Source organism: Pseudomonas sp. JV241A, from assembly GCF_900275665.1.
GTDB lineage: Bacteria > Pseudomonadota > Gammaproteobacteria > Pseudomonadales > Pseudomonadaceae > Aquipseudomonas > Aquipseudomonas wadenswilerensis.
In genome coordinates this window covers 1-21,612 of the sequence record NZ_OPYO01000010.1, presented here as the reverse complement: position 1 = coordinate 21,612, position 21,612 = coordinate 1, and the positions used below count along the sequence as shown (strand labels likewise).

Sequence of the window (21,612 nt, the reverse complement as noted above, 5' to 3'; positions counted from 1 at the left end):
GCGCCTCAGCGGCGCCAGTTGCGATCCGGCCAGCCGTCACGGTTGCGATCGTGACGTGACGAGCCCTGACGATAGCGGTCATGGCCGCGGCCCGGGTAAGGCTTGTAGTAGTTATGCGGCGTTTCACGGTAGTAGCCGTGGGGCGCCGGACGATAGTAGTGCGGTGGCGGCGCGTAATAACGCGGGGGTGGCGCCACGTAGTAGCGCGGTTGCGGCGCTACGTAATAGCCGCGGCTGTAGGGGTAGGACGGTCGATAGTAACCCGGATAACCGTAGCGGTCGGCGGTGTAGATTTCAGTGCGGTAGTAACCGTTACCTCCGTAGGGGACACAAGCGGTTGTCAGCAAACCCAGCACTACAATCAGCAAAAGTCGGCGATACATGGCGGCCTCCTGGACCGCGAAACTGCCCATCCCAGCGGCGCTGGTCGGCGTCGATCGGCAAGCGTTCATCGACATTGAATAAGACTGCCAAAACCAGGTCCGGTGCCATTGCTGCAATAAATTGAAACAAGGCCGATACCCTTAAAAATCGTAAAGTTATTTTTCCGCCAGACCACTAGAATGAAGGCCAATGGCCCACAGACCGGGAATGTCATGCCGCCTCGTTCCGCCCTGTTTTCGCAGCGCTCGCTGATCCTGACATTACTGCTGTTGCTCGCCTGCGGCTTCCTGTCGACCTCCTTGCTCAGCTACTTCGCCTCACGCAGCTCGATCCGCGACAGCATCATCAACACCGAGCTGCCGCTGACCTCCGATACGGTCTATTCGGAAATCCAGAAGGACCTCGTGCGGCCGATCCTGATCTCGTCGATGATGGCCCACGACACCTTCCTGCGCGACTGGGCCCTGGGCGGCGAGCGCGACACCGCTCAGGTCACCCGCTACCTGGGCGAAATCATGCGCCAGTACCAGGCCTACACGGCGTTCTTCGTCTCCAGCAACACGGGTGTCTACTACCAGGCCAAAGGCGTACTGAAGAAGATCGACCCACAAGAACCGCGGGATGCCTGGTACCAGCGGGTGCTGAAAATGAACACGCCCTACGAGATCAACGTCGACCTCGACATGGCCAATCAGGACCGCCTCACGGTATTCATCAACTACCGGGTGTTCGATTACGACGGCAAGTTCATCGGCGTTGCCGGTATCGGCCTGACCGTCGAAGCGGTGATCCGCCTGATCGATGACTATCAGCAGCGCTACCAGCGCCAGGTGTTCTTCGTCGACCAGCAGGGGCTCATCGTGCTGACCGGCTCGAACGGCGGGCCCCACGGTGCCAGGACCGGGCAGTCGCTGGTCGAACTGGACGGGTTCGGGCAAATGCCCCAACCGGTCAGCGGCAGCCACGAGTACCGCAGCAGCGACGGCCACAGCCATTTCCTCAACGTGCGCCTGGTGCCGGAGCTGAACTGGTACCTGTTCGTCGACAAGCGCGAAGACGGCGCCATGGACGCCATTCGCCAGTCGCTGTACCTGAACCTGGCAATCTGCGCGATGATCACCCTGGTGGTGCTGTCGCTGCTCAATGCCATGGTCAAGCGCCATCAGGACAACATCGAGGCCCTGGCCACCCTCGACAGCCTCACCGGCCTGCCCAACCGCCGCGGTTTCGACCTGCTGGCCGCGCAAGCCCTGCAAGAAGCCCAGCGCGAACCCAAACCGCTGATCGCCCTGCTGATCGACCTCGACCACTTCAAGGCGCTCAACGACACTCACGGCCACCTGGCCGGCGACGAAGTGCTGCGCCAGTTCGCCCAGGTGCTGGAAGAGTGCCTGCGTCATGCTGATATCATCTGCCGCTGGGGTGGTGAGGAATTCATCGTGCTGCTCAAGGACACCGACAGCCACAGTGCACTGGCGGTGGCCGAGAAGATTCGCAGCAAGACCGAAGCACTGGCTTTTACCTATGCTGAGCAACCGATCCACCTGACCGCCAGCATCGGCTTGAGCAACCTGCAGGCCGACGACACCCTGCACAGCCTGATTGCCCGTGCCGATCACGCCCTTTACCGGGCCAAACAGAGTGGACGCAACCGCGTTTGCGCCGAGATGCCCCGATCCGACCATGAACAGCCTCGATCATGAATGACAGCCGCCTTTGCCCCGCCTGTGGCGCCAGCAACCGTTGCAGCCTGGCCGACCCGCGCACGGCCGCCCAGGCCTGCTGGTGCTATGGCGTGAGCATCGACCCCAAGGTCCTGGAGGCCCTGCCGCCCGAACTGCGCGACAAGGCCTGCCTGTGCCCGCGCTGCGCCGAGGTCGAGGCGCAATTGCAGGCAGCCAAGGCCTCGCCCGAAGGTTAAACTGTCGCGCCCTGCGCCTGGCTTTGTATGCGTCTCGATCGATTCCTCAGCAACCTGCCCTGCTTCAGCCGTCAGCAAGTCCGCCTGCTGCTGGTCGAGCGGCGCGTGCGCGTGGATGGCCAGTGCGTCAGCGATCCGCGCGTCGAGGTGCGCGAGTTCAGCCGCATCGAAGTCGACGAGCAACTGCTGCAGGCCGGGCGCCCGCTGCGCTACCTGATGCTGCACAAGCCCCAGGGTTGCGTCAGTGCCACCCAGGACCCGCAGCACCCCACAGTGATCGAGCTGATCGACCAGCCCGATACCCAGGACCTGCATATCGCCGGGCGCCTGGACTTCAACACCACCGGGCTGATGTTGCTGACCAACGACGGCCTGTGGTCGCGGCGCCTGACCCAGCCGCAGACCAAACTGCCCAAGGTCTACTACGTCGAGACCGAGCAGGAGATTGGCGAACACTACATCGACAAGTTCCGGCAGGGCTTCTACTTCGCCTTCGAAGACCTCACCACCCAGCCCGCCGAACTGACCCTGCTGGGCCCGCGCAGCGCCCGCCTGAGCATCGTTGAAGGGCGCTATCACCAGGTCAAGCGCATGTTCGGCTACTTCGACAACAAGGTCCTGCGCCTGCACCGCGAACGCATGGGCCCATTGCAGCTGGACCCGAACCTGCAACCGGGCCAGTACCGGGCGCTCTATCCGGAAGAAATCCAGGCGATCTGAGCCTGCGACCGCCTGGCGGAAAAATTTCACCAATTGCCCGAAAGGCACTTGCGGGTTGCCCAGGTGCCTGCTTGAATCCAATCGTCAGTCTGCATGTGACTCACCGGTCACAGTCGTAGTCCAAGACGCCTTTTTGCTGGCGACCCGTGCCTCGAAGCATCGGCGTCCGGCAGATTGCCCTCCTAGAACAATACCGGTCGACCAGCGTGCCAACGGATCGACCAGGGCCCTCAGCTACTTCAAGGCGTATGCCTACCTGTCATAAAGAACGCGCATCCTTGCATGTGCGAACACCCTTTTTGCGCCAGGAGTCGACGACATGAGGCCAGAAATCGCTGTGCTTGATATACAAGGTCAGTATCGGGTTTACACGGAGTTCTATCGCGCAGACGCCGCTGAGAAGACGATCATCCTGATCAATGGCTCGCTGGCCACTACGGCCTCCTTTGCCCAGACGGTGCGCAACCTGCACCCGCAATTCAACGTGGTGCTCTATGACCAGCCCTACGCCGGCAAGTCCAAGCCACACAACCGCAACGAACATCTGCTGACCAAGGAAACCGAAGGGCAGATCCTCCTGGAGCTGATCGACCATTTTGGCGCCGATCACGTCATGTCCTTCTCCTGGGGCGGCGCCTGCACCCTGCTGGCCTTGGCGCACAAGCCACGGCGCATCGAAAAGGCCGTGGTCAGTTCGTTCTCGCCGGTGATCAACGAACCGATGCGCGACTACCTCGAACGCGGTTGCCAGTACCTGAGCGCCTGCGATCGCTACCGGGTCGGCAACCTGGTCAATGACACTATCGGCAAGCACCTGCCGTCGCTGTTCAAGCGCTTCAACTACCGGCACGTCAGCAGCCTGGACAACCACGAATACGCGCAGATGCACTTTCACATCAACCAGGTGCTCGACCACGACCTGGGCAACGCTCTGCGGGCGGCGCGGGTGATCGACATTCCGGTGCTGTTCATGAATGGCGAGTGGGACGAATACACCACCACCGAGGATGCCCGCCAGTTCGGTCAGCATGTGCGCAACAGCCACTTTCGCGAGATCCGCGCCACCGGCCATTTCCTCGACATGGAACACAAGGCCGCCTGCCGCGACACCCGTGAAGTGCTGCTGGGTTTCCTCAAGCCTGCGCTGAAAGAATCGCGTCCCCGTTACAGCTACACCCAGGAGCACCATGCACTGGCTATCTGAGCGACACGGTGACCGCTAGCGCAGCCTCCTGCATCAACGGCCCCAAAGGCCAGAAAGAAGATGCACGACCTTGCACTAGCGGCCACCGGCCGATGGCTCTGCAGCAACAAAGAGCTTCAAATCGCGGCGAAGTTCTGGTACAAAGTCAGCCCTGAAAGCGGGTGTCGTATAATGGCATTACTCCAGCTTCCCAAGCTGATAACGAGGGTTCGATTCCCTTCACCCGCTCCAGTTTCTTTCAAGTTTCAGCGCAGCTGAGGCCTTGGCCACCGCCCTGGTGGCTGTTTCGCTAAATCCCCTTCGCCTCAACTGCTGCCAGCACCAGTATTCCCTGGGCCAGCTCGCGGTCCGTTGCGCCTGCTCCACGCCCCTCGCTGCGCAACCAATTCAGCGCCGATTGCAGATAGACACCCCGGTAAGCCCCGTCACTGGCAATGAACGCCGCAGCATCGTCACGGGCTTGTGCAAGCACCCGCTTGCCATCGCTGCCGGAAGTCCCCTCGGAGGCCATGGTGGGCCCGAAGGTGGTTGCCCCGGTGAGCATGAAGGGCACGTACACCGTGGCCCCCAGGGTCAGCATGCCATCGACATTGCCAGTGCCATCGCCAAAGATGTCGCCCATGCCCTGGGCGGTGCAGCACCAGGCCAGGCTCAGCAGGATTGCGGGCTTTTTCCAGCTATTGATCGTGCGTTCCATCGGCTTCCATTCAATGTCCCTGTAATCGGCCGGCATTCTCCACGGCTTGAACCAGACTTAACAGCGGTGTTTTTGATTTGACGCCCTGCCCAGGCACTACGCACTGCGCTTTAATAGCCCACCGCGAAACACTCGAAAGGATCCGTGCATGTTTCTCTCCCGCTGGCTGCCAGGCCTGGCCAATCTGTTGCAATACCGCCGCGAATGGTTTCGCCATGACCTGCAGGCCGGTTTGTCGGTGGCGGCGATCCAGATTCCTATCGCCATTGCCTATGCGCAGATCGTCGGGCTGCCGCCGCAGTACGGCTTGTATGCGTGCATCCTGCCGATGATGGTCTATGCCCTGATCGGCAGTTCGCGGCAGTTGATGGTCGGCCCGGATGCCGCCACCTGCGCCATGGTCGCCGGGGCCATTGCACCGTTGGCCATGGGCGACCCGGCGCGGCTGGCGCAGTTGTCGGTGATTGTCACCATCCTGGTCGGTTTGATGCTGATCGGTGCCGGGCTGGCGCGGGCCGGGTTTATTGCCAGTTTTTTCTCGCGGCCCATTCTCATCGGCTACCTCAACGGTATTGGCCTGAGCCTGCTGGCCGGGCAACTGGGCAAGGTGGTGGGATTCCAGATCGAAGGCAACGGCTTCATCCTCAGCCTGATCAACCTGCTGCAGCGCCTGGAAGAAATCCACTGGCTGACCCTGGTGATCGGCGTCGCCGGGCTGGGTTTGCTGATCTGGCTGCCGCGCCGCTACCCGCGCCTGCCGGCGGCGCTGGTGACCGTGGCAGTGGCAACCCTGGTGGTCGGGCTGTTTGGCCTCGACCGCTTCGGCGTGGCGATTCTCGGCCCGGTGCCGGCCGGCATGCCGGAACTGGCCTGGCCGCAAACCAATCTGGAAGAGATGAAAAGCCTGCTGCGCGATGCCCTGGGTATCGCCACCGTGAGCTTTTGCAGCGCCATGCTCACTGCCCGCAGCTTTGCTGCCCGCCATGGATATGCGATCAACGCCAACCATGAATTCCTGGCGCTCGGGGTAACCAACATTGCCGCCGGGGTTTCCCAGGGCTTTGCCATCAGCGGTGCCGACTCACGCACCGCGGTCAACGACATGGTCGGTGGTAAAAGCCAGCTGGTGGGGATTATCGCCGCCCTGGTCATCGCCCTGATCCTGCTCGCCTTCACCACGCCCATGGCCTGGATTCCCCAGGCCGCCCTCGGCGCGGTGCTGCTGATGGCCGGCTGGGGCCTGATCGATGTGCAGTCGCTGAAGAAAATCTACAGCCTCAGCCGCTTCGAATTCTGGTTGTGCGTGCTGACCACCGTCGGCGTGCTCGGGGTCGGCGTACTGCCGGGCATCATCATCGCCGTGACCCTGGCGATCCTGCGCCTGCTCTACAGCATCTATCAGCCCACCGATGCAGTGCTCGGCTGGGTACCGGGCATCGAAGGCCAGGTCGACATCCGCCGCCACCAGGATGCGCGCACGGTGCAGGGGCTGGTGGTGTATCGCTTTGACGATGCGATCCTGTTCTTCAATGCCGACTACTTCAAGATGCGTTTGCTTGAGGCGGTGCAGCGCGAAGAGCAGCCGCGCGCGGTGCTGTTCGATGCCGAGGCGGTCAGCTCGATCGATGTCAGCGGCATCGCTGCCCTGCGCGAGGTGCGCGATACCTTGAAAGCCCGCGGCATCTACTTCGGCATCGCCCGGGCGCGCGGGCGCTTCTTGCGCATGCTGGTGCGCTCGGGGATCGCGCGGGAGATGGAGAACGGCTTGCTGTTTGGCTCGGTGCGCTCGGGGATCAGGGCGTATCGGTTATGGCGTAACCGCAGTCGCAGGGCAACGGTGCCGGGGATGGAAACGGCATCGCGGGGCAAGCCCGCTCCTACAGATGGGTAGGAGCGGGCTTGCCCCGCGATCGAGCCATTACCGGAGCTGACAGGCCTCGGGCGCTTGCGCAGCCTTGCCGATCAAGCTGATCAAGCCACACGGCAGGCTGCCCCGCCACTGCAAATAATCATGCCCGGCCGGGTACTCGACCTGCTCCACTGCATAGCCTTTGGCCAACAGCACATCACGCAGATGGCGGTTGGTGTCGAGGATTTTCGGTCCTTCGAACAGGCCCGACTGCAGGTAGAAGCGCAGCGGTTGCTTAGGCGACTTGACGTATTCGCGGGTGAGCCAGCCCGGCTCCTCGCCCTCATGCCCCCACCAGTAGGAACCGGACATGCTCAACACATTGCCGAACAGTTCCGGGTGCTTCAGTCCCATATAGGCCGAAGCCAGGCCGCCGTAGCTGGAACCGGCGACCACGGTGCGCGCTGCCGACGCCGCCAGGCCTTGCTGGCGCGCCCAGGGCATCAGCTCTTCCGCCATGAAGCGGGCGAACTGCGGGTTGGGCGGCAACTCCTGCTGGCGGCTGAGGTCGCTGGGGTTGGCGATGATCAACGCCGCGGTGGGTGGGATCAGACCCTCGGCGATCAGGTTGTCGAGAATCGTCGGCGTCGGCACCTGGCGGGTATAGGCATGGGCATCGAACAACACCAGCAAGCCCTGCCCCTTCGCGCCAGCCTGCCACTGCGCCGGCCGGTACAGGTACACGTCACGCTCGTTGCCCAGCAGTTTGCTGCTCAGCACCTTGCGCTCCAGGGTGCCACGGGCAATGCCCGGGCGTTCGGCGACCCAGGGCTGCGCGGGCGCTGCAGGCAGTTCCAGGCGCGAGCGCGACAGGAACGGATCACCGCTGCCATCAGCAAAGCGGTTCGGGTTGAGCGGATCACGCTGGGTGCTGGCGAGGATCATTCGACGATCATCGGACGCCGGGACGTCCGGGGCCATCTGGTAGCTCAGGCGTGCAGACGCAGGCAGCAGATAGCTGCGAAACCACACGTCACTGTCGCCAAGACGTTGCAGCTCATCGTGATTACCCGAGGGCGCGCCGAACACCCGCACGTTGTTCCGCGCACCGCGCCAGAGGAAGGTCACCAGGGACAAGCCAGGCTTGTCCTCCACCGCTTCGACCATCGGCGCGCCCTGTTGCTGACGATCCTTCCAGAAGGTTTCGGTGCTCGCCCCCTGGGCCAGCTGTTGCTGCAACGCCCGCAGGGTCGGGCTCTGCAACGGGGCAGCCGTGCGCTTCTGCGCGCTGGCTGAAATCACCGGCTTGAGGCTTAACGCGTAGGTGGCTTGCGGCCGGGTGGCCAGCGCCTCGGCACGCAGGCCGTAGGCGCCATCGCGATCGGCGATGAAGATGAACTCGCGCGGCTGGTCCCGGCCATCGATCAGCAGCCGCACAGGTTGGCCCTGGGCATCGAGCAAACGCAGGCTGACATCGCCCTGCAGCCGCCCCTGGACCAGATCGCCGGTCTTGAGCTGCACGGTCCAGATTGGTTGTTGCGCCTGGGCAAAGCTGGCGCTGACAGTTTGCCCCGGGTGCAGGATATTGTCGGTTTCCGCCATCGCGTTGCCACTCACGCACAGGGCCAGCGCCAGGGCGCAGCTCCATTGATTGAACGTCTGCATGTTCACCTCAGAAGTCGATGCTGGCGGAGAGTTTCAGCGTGCGTGGCTCGCTGACCGTGGCATAGCCGTCGTTGAACACCCCGGCCCAGTAGGCGCGGTTCTCGACGTTCTCCAGGCTGGCGCGCAGTACCACGTCCTTGCTGAGGATGCGCGTGCTGTAGCGGCCGCCGAGGTCGTAGCGGGTCCACTGCGGGATTTTCAGGTCGTTGGCGCTATCGAGGTACTGCGAGCTGCTGTGGATGCCCAGCGCGGTCAGGGTCAGGCCCTCGACCCAGGGGGTGTCCCACTCGGCGCCGAGGTTGGCCGACCAGGCCGGCACACCACGGGCGGTGTTGCCATCGAAAGTGCCGCCAGCGGTGCGGGTCAGTTCGGCACGGGTGTAAGTGACACCGCCGAGCAGGCGCACGCTCGGGGTCAGCGAGCCGAACAGGTTCCATTCGACGCCACGGTTACGCTGCTCGCCATCGTCGGTATAGCGATTGCTGGCGCGGTCGAGGAGCATGCTCGGCTTCTCGATCTGGAACACGCTGAGGGTGTGGGTGAAGTCGCCCAGGTCCCACTTGACCCCGGCTTCCATCTGCTTGGCCTTGTACGGGGCGAACTGCTCGCCGTAGTTGGCGGCGGCCAAGTCTGTGACCATGCCGCCCTGGGTCAAGCCTTCGATGTAGTTGGCGTACAGCGACACCGGCGCGTCCCAGGGCTTGAGCACCAGGCCCAGGGCCGGGGTCAGGGCGCGCTCGTCGTAGGCCGGCTTGCTCATCTTCTGCCGCACCCGTTGCGAGCGCACGCCGAGGGTCAGCAGCACTCTGTCGTCGATAAAGCCCAGGGTATCGGCGACGGCGAAGCTGGACAGGGTGTTGTCGCCAGTCTTGTCGCTGGAACCGATGTCGCCGGCAATGATCGGCTTGCCCGGATGGTAGATGTTGGTCAGGTACTTCTTGCTGGTCACGGTGGCGGCGCGGCCGATGTCCTGGTGCAGCAAGGTGGTGCTCAATACCACCTGGTGGTTGACCGGGCCGGTGACGAAGTTGCCGCGCACCCCGGCCTCGGTGGACAGGCTATGGGTGTAGCCGGCCTGGTTGTAGGTCTCGCCGCTGGCATCGCCGTTGGCGCCGGTGACGATCACCCGGGTGCCATTGAGAAAGCCTTTGTAGCGGGTGCGGGCGCTGCCGACGCTGGCGTAGGCGCTCCAGTCATCGTTGAGGTCGTATTCGCCGCGCAGCACCACGGCCTTGCTGATCTGCTTGGCCGAGATGCCGTCGAGGATGTTGGTATCCGGTTTCGGCGCCTTGGTGACGTAGCCCAGTTTGCTGAAGCCGGCCATCATCGGGCTGCCGTCCTCAAGTTTTTCGTGGCTCTCGTAGGCATCCAGTTCGAGCTTCCAGCCATCGCCACGGTAGTCCATGCCCAGCGATGCCAGGGTGCGGTCCTTGGACTGCTGGTCGACACCGGTTTCGCCGCTGCCATAGACACCGTTGAAGCGAATGCCGAAGCGCTGCTCGTCACCCAGGCGACGGCTCAGATCGATGTGTTCAGCAACATAACCGTCAGACACGTAGCTGCTGGTCAAACGGGTCAGCGGCGCTTCGCCGGCGCGCTTGGGCACCAGGTTGATCACCCCGCCGACACCGCCGTTGGGCGCCATGCCGTTGAGCAAGGCACCGGGCCCCTTGAGCACTTCAACCCGCTCAAGGAACTCGGTCGGCACGTGGCCATCCGGGGCCAGGCCGTACAGGCCATTTAGCGCAAGCTCGGTGGAGTCGAGGGAGTAGCCACGGATCATGAAGTTTTCGTAGGCGTGGCCTTCGCCCGTGCTGAAGCGGATCGACGGATCGTTGCGCAGCACCGCGCCAACCGTGCCGCTTTGCTGGTTTTCCATGTGCTGGGCGGTGTAGGACGTAACGTTGAAGGGCGTCTCCATCACATCGCGATTACCCAGCATGCCCAGCCGTGCGCCGCGAGCAACCTGGCCACCGCTGTAGGCCTCGGGTACGCCGCTGGGGTTGCTGTTGGCGTTGATGTTCAGCTCGCCCAGGGTCAGGGCGCCGTCGCTGTTCAGGCTGCGCAGGATGATCACCCCGTTCTCTTCGCTGGCCACCAGGCCGCTGTTGGCCAGCAAGCGCTGCAAGGCCTGCTGCAAGGTGAACCGGCCCTGCAATGCCGGGGCGCTGCGGCCGGCCAGCAACTGGCTGTCGGCGGCGATGGCGACCCCGGCTTCGCGGGCCAGGGCATGCACCGCGGCTTCCAGGGACTGGCCCGGCAGGTTCAGGCTCAAGGCCTGAGCATCGGCGGCCAGGGCGGCGGCGTTGACCGCGCTCAACGGCAACAGGCTGGCGCTACCCAGGGCACAGGCCAGCGCCAGCCGACGCAGGGTACCGGGGAAAGCCACAGGGTGTGCCGGGCGGGCATGGGGAAGCGACATGATCTGTCCTTGCAGAGGTGGGTTCAGCGATGAAGACGGGCCACCTCGCCATTACCCCTCAAAACTTTTTCAGCGCCGTTGCAGGGTGCGTTGCTGTCCATGCTGAACCAGGCTCACCGGGAGGATTTTCGGTAGCGTCTGCAGGAGCATTTCCGGTTGGTCGCTAGGGAAGCTGCCGGTCAGGTGCAGTTGGGCGGCATCAGCGGCCAGCGTCACCGGTTGCAGGGCATAGGCGTTGAGCTCGGCGATCACCTCGACCAGCGGCGCATCGGTGAACGACCACCAGCCACGCTGCCAATGCTGCAGACTCGCCGTGGCATGCGGATCAGCCCTGAGCGGCAGCAAACGGCCTTGCGCATCGAGGCTGATGCGCTCACCGGCCTGCAGTACCTGCGAACCTTCACGCAGGCCTCGCACCTCGACCCGTCCACGGGCCACGGCAATCTGAATCTCACCGCCGCGGTCGCTGACACTGAACGCCGTGCCCAGCACCTGAACCTCGCCCAGCCGGGTGCTGATCAGAAACGGCCGCAAGCGCTCGCGCGCCACATCGAAATAGACATTGCCATGCAGCAAGCGCACCTGGCGCACGCCGTTGCTGTACTCGATGCGCAGGCTGGATTCGGCGGCCAGCAGCAACTGGCTGCCATCGGGCAAGATCTCGCGGCGTGGCGGTTCGGCATGCACGGTTTGCAGCAGGCGATCGAACTGCGGCGTACGCCGCCACAGCCAGCCCAGCCAACTGGCCCCCGCCACCGCCACCAGCAAGCCACCGCCCTGGCGCAGCAGACGCCGACGGCTGATATTGAGCGGTTCCGGGGCCACTGCCGTACGCAGTTGCGGGGTCAGTCGATGCACCAGTTGCCAGCGTTGTTCAGCCTCTTGCCAGGCCCGTTCGTGCTCGCTGCTTTTGCCGCGCCAGCGTTCCAGCTGACCGCGCGCCTGCTGCACCCGTTCGGGGTCGTCGCTGTTCAGCGCGGCGAGGTAGGTCAGGGCCTGCTGCACCTTGCGCGTGGAGACCGGCGAAGACTCAGGCATGCCGCGCCGCCAGGCTCAGCTCGGACAAATCGAACACCGCACGGGCGATGTGCAGCTCCACAGCCTTGGCCGACAGTTCAAGCTCGGCACACACCTGGCGATGGGGCTGGCCGTGCAGGCGCACACGAACGAACACCTCGCGGCGCAGGCGCGGCATGCGCTCGATACGCTCGATCAACTGCTGCAACTGCTCGCGGGCGATGATGATCTCTTCAACGCTCGGGCTCAGCACATCAGCCCGGGTCAGCCAGTCTTCCAGCGCCGCCAATTCGTTGCTGCGCCGTCGGTATTGATCGATGCACAGGTTGCGCGCGGCCTGGAACAGCAAGGCCCGGGCGTTGACCACTGGGGCATTCAAGGCGTGGGCATAGGCCTGGGCAAAGCTCGACTGGGCAATGTCGGCCGCATCATCCGGATTGCGCAGGCGTCCACAGAGGTAGCGGCGCAAGTCGCTGTAGTTGGCCAGCAGATCGTCGGCGACCGACTGCAAGGCCGGGGCAGCCGCGGTCCAGGGCGTAGAGAGCGAAGTCATGAAGGTCCGGCGTGCGAGAAGGACATGAATAGGAATTCATATCATTCTCACATACCTGTGTAGCCTTCTGCCAGCCCTCAGCTGTTGCGCGGCAACAGGCCTGGCAAGGCGTGCGCCAGGGCATTGACGGCAAAGCCGATGAACATCAGCCCGCAAGCGCGGGTGATCCACAGCTCGTAGCGGGTGTAGACAGTGCGCACGTGGCGGGCGCCGACCACGCCGATCAGGATGACGTAGGCCAGCAAGCCGCCGACAAAACTCAGGGCGATCAGCGCCGGCAGCATCGACCAGTCGAGCGCTTCGGCGCGACTCGAAAGCAAGGCAGTGAACGTCGCCACCGCCACCGGGTAGGCCTTGGGGTTGGTCAGGCCAAACACCACGCCGTGCCAGAACGGCTTGCGCACCGGCCCCTGCTCGCCGTCACCGTTGCCCGGGCGGCTGCGCAAGGCCCGCATGCCCAGCCAGAACAGGTACAGGCCGCTGATCACACCGAGGATGTCGAACACCGAACTGCCGATTTGCCGGGCACCGACGATCGCCACCAGCGCGGTACTGCACCACAGCACATCGCCGAGCAAGTGCCCGCAAAGAAACCCCGCACCGGCACGGCGCCCGCGGGTGGCACCAATGCCGAGCACCGCCAGCACGCCGGGCCCCGGGGTAATACCGTAGATAAAACCGGAAGCGAGTACGGCGAGCAGCAGCGAAAAGGTCATCGGGGCAGTGTCCTGAAAGTCAGTGCAAGGCGCGAAGTCTACGGCAGCCGCCTGGCCTCAGCCAGTCTCTCAGTAGCCGTGAGCGCGCAGGATCTGTGCCTCGCTGTGGGCGCTTGGCCGGGCGAAATAGCGCAGCAGCTGGCCGCTGCGATTGGTGAAGATACCGTCGACGCCAGCGGCCATCACCTTGCGAAAATCTACCGCCTCATCAACCGTGTACACATGCACCAGCAGGCCTTTGTCGTGGCTGAGCTGATTCATCCAGGGCTGCACCAGGTCGGCGTAACTCTGCGCGCCCCCCTCGGCAAGTGCCGCCGACGGCCCGGTGCCAATGGCGCCTGCAGCCTTGGCGTAATCCAGCCAGCGCTCGAATTCGGCCTTGTCCTTGGGTTGCTGGCGGGCATAGAAGGCTGCCTTGTCGCTCTCGCCCGACTCGGCGAAGGTTTGCTGCGCGGCCGGTTCGATACTGCCTTTGCCGATCCACAACAACAGAATCTTGGGCACCTGGGGCATTTGCTGGTGCAGCAGCGCCAGGCTGTTGCGGTCGAAACTCTGCAGCACCACCCGGCCCGGCTGGTCGAGCCAGCCACGGGCCTGCAGGCCTTTCCCCAGATCAGCTTCGATGCCGGGAAACAGGCCTGGCACCTTGGTTTCGATGTACAAGCCAGGCTGGCGCTGCGGGTTCGCCGCGGCGATGTCCATGACTTCATCGAGGGTCTGGATCTTCAGGCCCTTGAAGCTTGCCCGGGCGCGCTCGGGATAGGCCTTGTTGAACCAGCTGCCGACATCCAGCGATTTCAGTTCGGCCAGGGTGAAGGCGCTGACCGGGCTGCTCTGGCGTTCGGGAAAACGCTCGGCAACATCGCTGGTACGCAACAGGTTGTCGTCATGCACGGCAACCAGTATGCCGTCGCTGGAGCGCTGCAAGTCCAGCTCCAGGTAATCTGCGCCCAACTCACGCGCCAACAGGTAGGCCGGTGCCGTGGACTCCGGCGCATCATAAGAAGCACCGCGGTGGGCGATCACCGCCGGGTAAGCAATCCCCTGGGCCCTGGCCAGCTCAGCGCCCTGCCCGGCCTCGGCAAGCCCCGCCATCGGCAACAGCGCCAGGCAACACACACGTCCAATAGCGTTGAACATTTTCAGCCTTCCTTTGGTTCACAGCGAATCCAGCATAGTCGCCAACGCTGATGACAGACCGGTTGCATGCTAAAGTCGCCGGCGATTGCCTGCCCTGCCACAGAGATGCCCGATGCCTCACGCCAACCTCGACGCCAGCCTCAACCACTGGCCAGACCTGAACGCCAGTCACCCGTGCAGCGGCCTGCTGCTGGGCAATGGCGCCAGCCGGGCGCTGTGGCGGCCGTTCAGCTATTTCTCGCTGTTCGAAGAGGCCCAGCGGGTGCGGCACAAACCCCTGAACCTGACCGACCAGGCGCTGTTCAAGTCGCTGGGCAGCGAGCTGTTCGAGCCGGTGCTCAGTGCCCTGAACACCACGGTGCGGATCAACGCCGCGCTGGCGATCAGCGCGTCGGCACCGCTGAACCGCTACTACGCGATCAAGGAAGCGCTGATCCACGCCATCCGCAGCGTGCACGTCCCCTGGCGCATGCTGCCGAGCCAGACCTTGCAGCTACTCAACCGCGAGCTGGGCACCTACCAGAGCGTCTATTCCAGCAACTACGACCTGATCTGCCACTGGGCCGCCAGCCAGGCTCCGGAAGGCTTCCAGCAGTTGTTCGATGAAGACGGCGACTTCGATATCCGCCGCACCCGCAGCCCGGGCACGCGCTTGCTGTACCTGCACGGCGGCCTGCACCTGCTCAAGCAGCAGGACGGCAGCACCCGCCAGCGCAGTGCCACCGACAGCCAGCTGCTCGATGGCTTTGCCGTCAACACACCGGGCGACGTGCCGCTGTTCGTCAACGAAAGCAGCAGCGCCGACAAGCTCAAGGCCATCCGCAGTTCCGACTACCTCAGCTGGGCCCTCGGCGAACTGGCCGGCCATCGGGATGGCTTGTGCATTTTCGGCCAACACCTGGATGGCACCGACCGGCATTTGCTGGAGGCAATCAAGCTGGCGCGCCCGGCGCACCTGGCCATCGCCATCCGGCCCTTGAGCGACGCCTCGATCATCAGCCAGAAGCAGCACTATGTGCAGCGCTTTGCCGATATGCCTGACCTGCCACTGTACTTTTTCGACGCTTACAGCCACCCGCTGGGAACGCCTGGGCTGGAGATCCCGGTGCCGGTACCGATCCGCAAGCGGCGTTAATGGGCGACAAAAACAGGCATGGTAAATAACAATAATTCTCGATACCATTCGCAACCTTTCTCTCCGGTCCGTCCTGGAAAGCTTGCATGCCGCGCCCCAAACCCGACCCTTTTGCCCACGAAACCTGTCGCGGGTTCTATGCCGATATCCTGCATTTTCTGCGTAAGCGCATGGACAATGCCAACGATGCGGCAGACATGACCCAGGACGTGTTCACCCAGTGGCTGGGCTATCGCGACCGGGCGCGGGTCGAGCAACCGCGGGCGTTCCTGTTCCAGATGGCGCGCAACCTGCTCAGTGACCACTGGCGCCGGCAGAAGGTGCGCCACAGCGTGCTCGACGAAGACGCCCAGGCCAGCGAACAGACACCGGCCGGCACCGCCAGCGACCCGCTGAAGCATGCCCAGCAGCAACAACGCCTGGAACAATTGAAACTTGTCCTCGCTGAACTCTCGCCGCGCCGCCGCGAAGCCCTTATGCTGCACCGCTTCGAAGGTTTGACGCAGGCGCAGATCAGCGCGCGCATGGGCATTTCCGTGAGCATGGTGGAAAAGCACATCGCCGCGGCCCTGCTGCATTGCAAGCAACGCCTGGACAGTGACAACGGCATGGAGCAGCCAGAATGACCCCCACTCCTGAAATCGATAAGCGCAGCATCGATGCCCAGGCGGCCAGCTGGTTTACCCGTAACCGCAACGACAGCTCGCGTGAATCGCGCAAAGCCTTCGCCCAGTGGCTGCAGCACCCCGAGCACGCCCGCGCCTATGCCCAGTTCGAACAACTCTGGGACGACCTGGCCGCGCTCAAGAGCCTGAACAAACCGGTCGTCCTGCCCAGCCGCAAACCGCTGCGCTGGCGCCCGGCACTGGCCGTGGCCGCCGGGCTGGTCTGCGCCGTACTGGCCGCCAACCTCGGCCTGCCGAGCCGCCATCATCAGCAACAGCTGGCCGTACAGAGCGAACACCCACAGCACCTGGCCCTGCCCGATGGCAGCCAGCTGGATGTCAACGCCCGCACCCGCCTGAGCCTGAACTTCGACAACGAGCGCCGGCTGATTCGCCTCGACCAGGGCCAGCTGTACATCGAAGTGGCTGCCGACAAGGAACGCCCGCTGTTCGTCGATGCCGGCAATGCCCGGGTACGGGTGGTCGGCACCGGCTTTGACCTGCGCCGCGGCCAGCAGGAGCTGGTGGTCAGCGTCGCCCACGGTCAGGTGGCCCTGGAAACCCCGGGCGAGAATCGCCCGCCGGTGCTGTTGAGCGCCGGCCAGCGCGCCGTCTATGACCTGGCCCGCGGCAGCCTCAACGTGCAGAACCTGAGCGCTCGGGAGGTGGCCGACTGGCGCAGTGGTCATGTGAGTTTTCGCAACCGCGAACTGGCCAGCCTGATCGACGAACTGGCACTGTACCGCTCGGCACCGGTGCTGCTCGCTGATCCAGCTTTGGGCCGCTACAAGGTCTCCGGCAACCTCGACGTCAACGACCCCGATGCCTTGCTCAATGCCCTGCCGGCGCTGCTGCCGATCAAGGCTGTGAACCTCGCCGACGGCCGAGTGCGGATTGAACGCAAACCGTAAATTGAGAATATTTTTCATTCGCATGTGAGGGTTTTCCGCAGCCCTGCGTCTTCCTCCCGTCTGCGTAATCACTGCAGGCCTTTTCTGGCCTTTGTTGCCGTATTGGGGGGTTTCATCTTGCGTGCGTTTGCTCCTTTCAAGCCGTTGTCTGTTCGTCCTTCACTGCTGGCCGCGTGCCTGGCCCTGAGCCTGCAGGCCCAGGCCGCGCCGCTGCAACTGAACCTGCCGGCGCAGCCGCTGGCGGCGTCGCTGAGCCAGCTGGCGCAGCAGGCCAAGCTGCAGTTGCTGTTTGACGAATCCTTGCTCAACAGCGTCCAGGCCCCAGCCTTGCAAGGTGCTTACGAACCGCTCGAGGCGATCAGCCAGTTGCTGCACAACAGCCGCTTTGCCCTGGTCAAGGTCGGCAATACCTATGTGGTGCGCCTGCGCGAAGACGACGCCACCGCTGACAACAGCATCCAGCTCGGCGCGGTGAGCGTGGTAGGTGACGGTCAGCAGGTCGACCCGAGCACCGTCGGCCGCTCGACCCTGACCCAGGAAGACATCGACCGCTACCAGCCGAGCAACATCCCCAGCGTGCTGGCGACCCTGCCCGGGGTGAACATGGGCGGCTCGGCCAAGCCTGGCGGCCAGACCATCAACATCTGGGGCCTGGGCGACGCCGAAGACGTGCCGATGACCGTCGATGGCGCGACCAAGAGCGGCTTCGAGCGCTACCAGCAAGGCACCATCTTCATCGAGCCGGAACTGATCAAGAACATCGAGGTGGAAAAGGGCCCGCACTCGATCTACACCGGCAACGGCGGCTTCGGCGGCAGCGTCAACATGACCACCAAGGACGCCCCCGACCTGCTCCAGGAGGGGCGCAACAGCGGCGCCATGCTCAAGTATGGTTACGCCAGCAACGACCACCAGCAGGTCTACAGCTCGGCGCTGTTCGGCCGCACCGACGATGGCCGCATGGACGCCCTGGTGTACCTGACCAAGCGCGACGGCGACGACATGAAGCTGGCCGGCACCCTGCCCGACCCGGAAGGCCGTTACCCGGTCAACCCCCAGCGCCTGCCCAACAGTGCCCTGGACCTGGAGGGCGCGCTGCTCAAGGCCAACCTGCACTTCAACGACGAACACAGCCTCGGGTTCTCCTGGTCGCGCTCGGAAAGTGAACGCTGGGCACCGTTCTCCTCCACCGCCTACCCGACGCCGCCGACCCAGTCGGACATCAACCGGTTCGGCTACAAGGATGCCCTCAAACGCTTCCTGGCCAACCGCACGACCACCGACACCACCTGGTCGACCACTTACAAGTACCAGCCGGTGAACAATCCGCTGATCGACCTGCAGGTCAAGTACTCCGAGTCCGACACCAAGCAGACCGACGAGCGTGATGCCACGGCGTTCTTCCAGCCGTCCACCGGCGGGCGCAAGATGGACACCGAGTACCAGGACCAGATGCTCGACGTGCGCAACACCAGCCTGTTCGCCACCGGCCCGCTGGAGCACGCCTTCACCAGCGGCTTGCAGATCCGTCACCACGACCGTGACACACAGATGTGGATGCCCGGCAAAAGCTACGAGATTCCCAAATACAACAACGGCCATTACCAGCCGTACTTCATGCCCAGCGGCACCGTCGACAGCCAGGGCTATTTCATCCAGGACGCCATCACCCTCGGCGACGTGACCATCACCCCGTCGCTGCGCTACGACCACGTCGCCAACAAGGGCAAGCCGAACCAGGCGCCGTACTACACCGTTGCCGAAAACGGCCACGACTACAGCGAGAAGACCTACACCGGCTGGTCGCCGCGCCTGTCGCTGTTCTGGAAAGCCACCGCCAACACCGCCTTCTTTGCCGACTACAGCAAGACCTGGCGCGCGCCGGTGCTGGATGAACAGTACGAAGTCCAGGGGATCGGCAGCCGCACCGCCAGCAGCCGCAACCTCGACCCGGAACGCATCACCGCCCTGCGCGCCGGTAACGTTACCGACTTTGCCAACGTCTTCACTGCCGACGACAGCATGCAGATCCGCACCACGCTGTTTCGCAATGAAATCAAGGACGAGATCTTCAAGGCCACCGGCATCGGCTGCGAAGCTCAGCTGGCCAAGGGCGAAAGCATCTCCGATGCCTGCGGTAAAGGCTTGATGTCCAATTACCGTAACCTCAAGGGCGTGACCATCAAGGGCTTCGAGGTCGAAAGCTTCTACGACTCGACCTACCTGTTCGGTTCGGTGTCCTACTCGTGGATGACCGGCCGCCATGAAGGTGCCTACACCAACCCCTGGGGGCCGGACGTCTGGGCCAAGGACATTCCGGCACCGAAGTGGATCACCACCCTGGGAGTTAAGATCCCCAGCTGGGACGCCAAGGTCGGCTGGCAGGCGCAGTTCGTGCGCAAGACCGACCGCCTGCCGAGCGACAAGTACCGCGAAGGCCCGGCCAGTGCCCTGGGTGACCGCTACTACGACCACTATGCCAACGACGACTATCAGCTGCACGGCCTGTTCGCCAACTGGAAGCCGCAGCAGCCTTACCTCAAAGGCACCGAGGTGAACCTGACGGTGGATAACCTGTTCAACAAGGACTACCGCTCCGAGCTCAGCGGCGAATACGCCTACAGCCAGGGCCGGAACGCCAAGGTCAGCATCACCCGCTTCTTCTGAGGCAACTGTACGGATGAACTTGTTAGCAACTGTAACAAGATCATCCGTCCCGCCTGTGGCTCAATGAAGGCACTTCTCTGCCACAGGCGCTCTGTATGTCCAGCCGCGAAAACACCGGGATGGCCCTTGGCCTTCTCGGTGTGATTATTTTCAGCCTGACCCTGCCCATGACCCGCATCGTCGTGCAGGAACTGCACCCTTTGCTCAACGGCCTGGGCCGTGCGTTGCTGGCGGCGATTCCGGCGGCGGCGCTGCTGCTCTGGCGCCGGGAAAAATGGCCGACCTGGACGCAGATCAAAGGCCTGAGCCTGGTGGCGCTGGGGGTGATCCTGGGGTTTCCGGTGTTCTCGGCCTGGGCCATGCAAAGCGTGCCGGCGTCCCACGGTGCGTTGGTCAATGGCCTGCAGCCGTTATGCGTGGCGGTGTACGCCGCCTGGCTGTCCCACGAGCGACCGTCGAAAGCCTTCTGGGCCTGCGCCGCCCTGGGCAGCGCGCTGGTGCTGGCCTACGCGATGATCATGGGCGCCGGGCAGATCCAGGCCGGCGACCTGCTGATGCTGGCGGCGATTGCCGTGGGCGGCCTGGGCTATGCCGAAGGTGGCCGGCTGGCGCGGGAAATGGGCGGCTGGCAGGTGATCTGCTGGGCGCTGGTGCTGTCGGCGCCGCTGTTGCTCGGGCCGGTGGTGTACCTGGCTTTGCAGCATCAGGGACCGGTGAGTGCAAAAGCCTGGTGGGCCTTTGGCTATGTGTCGTTGTTCTCGCAGTTCATCGGCTTCTTTGCCTGGTACGCCGGGCTGGCCCTGGGTGGCATTGCCCGGGTAAGCCAGATTCAGTTGCTGCAGATTTTCTTCACCATCGCCTTTTCGGCGCTGTTCTTTGGCGAACAGGTCGAGCCGATTACCTGGGTGTTTGCCGCCGGGGTGATTGCGACAGTGGTGCTGGGGCGCAAGACGCGGGTGCATCCTGCGCCGGTGCGGGGCCTGGGCTGACACTATCGCCGGCAACGCCGGCTTGTGTCTTGAGGTAGGAATAGAATCAGAAGTGAGAGCGGTGAATGGCAAGCTGTACGCCGGTAGTGCTTAAAGCACGTGTGGGAGCAAAGCTGCCATTCACCTCTCCACTCTGGCCCGAGCCCGAACAGTTGATTGAGCGCCTCTCGAATCACAAGCGTGGGCCAAGCCAGAGCGCTCTCACAACTGAGTGTAAGAGGGTTCAGCCATGTTGTCTTCTGTTGGAATCGACACTGCCAAAGCCACTTTGGAAATCTGCATCAAGCCTCAGAAAATCCGCTTCGAAGTGGCCAACAACTCCGCAGGCTTCGAGGTGTTGCTTGAGCGTCTGAAGGACTTCAATATCAGTCGAGTGCTGATCGAAGCGACAGGCGGCTACGAGAAAGATGTGTTGATCGCCCTGGCCTCAGCAGGACTGGAAACCATCTGCATCAACCCAGCCCGTGCCCGAAAATTCGCCGATGCCATGGGTAAAAAAGCCAAAACCGACAAGATCGACGCCGAAGTCCTTGCGGACTTCGCTGCACACCTCAGCGCCCCTCAAGGCCAACCGGTCAGCCCTGAACGCGAAGAGCTGCGAGAGCTGGTGAAGCAGCGCGCCCAATTTGTGCAGAGCCGTGATGACGACAAGCGGCGTCGCCAGCAATGTCGCTCGGCAACAGTGATGGCCCACTTCGATGAGCATATAGAGCAGCTGAAAGTGCTGATCAAACGCCTCGACGAAGAAATTGACCAGGCGATGGTGCAACTGGACGATACCAGGGCGCGTCAGTTATTGGCAGTGACCGGAATCGGTCGAGTAACCGCCGCAAATCTGCTCGCCTCACTGCCTGAACTGGGGCAGTTGGACCGCCGTCAGATCGCCGCTCTGGTGGGCGTAGCGCCTTACAACAACGATAGTGGTAGCCATCGAGGGCACCGCCAGATATGGGGTGG

The 21,612-nt window shown here is 63.5% G+C and carries 19 protein-coding genes and 1 tRNA gene; 12 read left to right on the top strand and 8 right to left on the bottom strand.

Annotated features, from left to right (window positions below):
- Positions 1-5: 5 nt before the first annotated feature.
- On the bottom strand, positions 6-383 hold the full coding sequence (locus tag JV241A_RS05215) for a hypothetical protein (protein WP_115085549.1): 378 nt from the start codon (positions 381-383) through the stop codon (positions 6-8).
- A 213-nt stretch (positions 384-596) separates the two neighbouring features.
- Here JV241A_RS05215 and JV241A_RS05210 point away from each other — a divergent pair, with 213 nt between their 5' ends.
- The 5 genes from JV241A_RS05210 (at position 597) to JV241A_RS05190 (ending at position 4,460) form a co-directional block, all read left to right on the top strand.
- Positions 597-2,087, top strand: a complete 1,491-nt coding sequence (locus tag JV241A_RS05210) for a sensor domain-containing diguanylate cyclase (protein ID WP_115085702.1) — start codon at positions 597-599, stop codon at positions 2,085-2,087.
- Complete coding sequence (locus JV241A_RS05205; RefSeq protein WP_115085548.1) at positions 2,084-2,305, top strand: cysteine-rich CWC family protein; 222 nt, start codon at positions 2,084-2,086, stop codon at positions 2,303-2,305. The genes JV241A_RS05210 and JV241A_RS05205 overlap by 4 nt, the downstream gene beginning before the upstream one ends.
- Positions 2,306-2,332: 27 nt before the next feature.
- Complete coding sequence (locus tag JV241A_RS05200; protein ID WP_115085547.1) at positions 2,333-3,025, top strand: 16S rRNA pseudouridine(516) synthase; 693 nt, start codon at positions 2,333-2,335, stop codon at positions 3,023-3,025.
- 319 nt (positions 3,026-3,344) lie between these two features.
- Positions 3,345-4,229 (top strand): alpha/beta hydrolase, encoded by an 885-nt coding sequence (locus tag JV241A_RS05195; RefSeq protein WP_115085546.1) that lies wholly within the window; start codon positions 3,345-3,347, stop codon positions 4,227-4,229.
- Positions 4,230-4,386: 157 nt separating this feature from the next.
- Positions 4,387-4,460: transfer RNA gene (locus JV241A_RS05190), tRNA-Gly, on the top strand.
- Between the two features lie 58 nt (positions 4,461-4,518).
- Here JV241A_RS05190 and JV241A_RS05185 read toward each other — a convergent pair.
- Positions 4,519-4,926: a DUF2388 domain-containing protein gene (locus tag JV241A_RS05185; RefSeq protein WP_233673913.1), complete on the bottom strand. Its 408-nt coding sequence runs from the start codon at positions 4,924-4,926 to the stop codon at positions 4,519-4,521.
- Positions 4,927-5,074: 148 nt separating this feature from the next.
- On the opposite strand from JV241A_RS05185, the gene JV241A_RS05180 reads away from it, so the two are divergent.
- The gene (locus JV241A_RS05180; RefSeq protein WP_115085545.1) at positions 5,075-6,817 is read left to right on the top strand and encodes a SulP family inorganic anion transporter; all 1,743 of its coding nucleotides are present in this window, start codon (positions 5,075-5,077) and stop codon (positions 6,815-6,817) included.
- A 27-nt stretch (positions 6,818-6,844) separates the two neighbouring features.
- Here the strand turns inward: JV241A_RS05180 and fes are convergent, their stop codons facing one another.
- From fes to JV241A_RS05150, 6 genes are all read right to left on the bottom strand, one after another.
- Positions 6,845-8,440 (bottom strand): enterochelin esterase, encoded by a 1,596-nt coding sequence (gene fes / locus JV241A_RS05175; RefSeq protein WP_240047838.1) that lies wholly within the window; start codon positions 8,438-8,440, stop codon positions 6,845-6,847.
- A 7-nt stretch (positions 8,441-8,447) separates the two neighbouring features.
- A complete protein-coding gene (locus JV241A_RS05170; protein ID WP_134061509.1) occupies positions 8,448-10,862 on the bottom strand; it encodes a TonB-dependent receptor in 2,415 nt (804 codons plus the stop codon).
- Between the two features lie 69 nt (positions 10,863-10,931).
- Positions 10,932-11,900 (bottom strand): FecR domain-containing protein, encoded by a 969-nt coding sequence (locus JV241A_RS05165; protein WP_115085543.1) that lies wholly within the window; start codon positions 11,898-11,900, stop codon positions 10,932-10,934.
- Positions 11,893-12,432 (bottom strand): RNA polymerase sigma factor, encoded by a 540-nt coding sequence (locus tag JV241A_RS05160; RefSeq protein ID WP_134061508.1) that lies wholly within the window; start codon positions 12,430-12,432, stop codon positions 11,893-11,895. The genes JV241A_RS05165 and JV241A_RS05160 overlap by 8 nt, the downstream gene beginning before the upstream one ends.
- A 77-nt stretch (positions 12,433-12,509) precedes the next feature.
- On the bottom strand, positions 12,510-13,148 hold the full coding sequence (locus tag JV241A_RS05155) for a LysE family translocator (protein ID WP_134061507.1): 639 nt from the start codon (positions 13,146-13,148) through the stop codon (positions 12,510-12,512).
- Positions 13,149-13,217: 69 nt separating this feature from the next.
- On the bottom strand, positions 13,218-14,243 hold the full coding sequence (locus JV241A_RS05150; RefSeq protein ID WP_233673948.1) for a glycerophosphodiester phosphodiesterase: 1,026 nt from the start codon (positions 14,241-14,243) through the stop codon (positions 13,218-13,220).
- 157 nt (positions 14,244-14,400) lie between these two features.
- Here JV241A_RS05150 and JV241A_RS05145 point away from each other — a divergent pair, with 157 nt between their 5' ends.
- The 6 genes from JV241A_RS05145 to JV241A_RS05120 all read left to right on the top strand — a co-directional run.
- Complete coding sequence (locus JV241A_RS05145) at positions 14,401-15,423, top strand: DUF4917 family protein (RefSeq protein WP_134061505.1); 1,023 nt, start codon at positions 14,401-14,403, stop codon at positions 15,421-15,423.
- A gap of 86 nt (positions 15,424-15,509) precedes the next feature.
- Positions 15,510-16,049, top strand: a complete 540-nt coding sequence (locus JV241A_RS05140) for a sigma-70 family RNA polymerase sigma factor (RefSeq protein ID WP_115085538.1) — start codon at positions 15,510-15,512, stop codon at positions 16,047-16,049.
- Positions 16,046-16,999 (top strand): FecR domain-containing protein, encoded by a 954-nt coding sequence (locus JV241A_RS05135; protein ID WP_115085537.1) that lies wholly within the window; start codon positions 16,046-16,048, stop codon positions 16,997-16,999. Before JV241A_RS05140 ends, JV241A_RS05135 begins: the two co-directional genes overlap by 4 nt.
- Positions 17,000-17,116: 117 nt before the next feature.
- Entirely contained in the window at positions 17,117-19,666 is a 2,550-nt protein-coding gene (locus JV241A_RS05130) for a TonB-dependent receptor (protein ID WP_134061504.1), read from the top strand.
- 95 nt (positions 19,667-19,761) lie between these two features.
- Positions 19,762-20,655 carry a DMT family transporter gene (locus JV241A_RS05125; protein ID WP_134061503.1) on the top strand — a complete coding sequence of 298 codons (894 nt, stop codon included), beginning with the start codon at positions 19,762-19,764 and terminating at the stop codon, positions 20,653-20,655.
- Positions 20,656-20,884: 229 nt separating this feature from the next.
- The coding region (locus JV241A_RS05120; protein WP_134061502.1) for a transposase at positions 20,885-21,612 on the top strand (728 nt) is incomplete at its 3' end.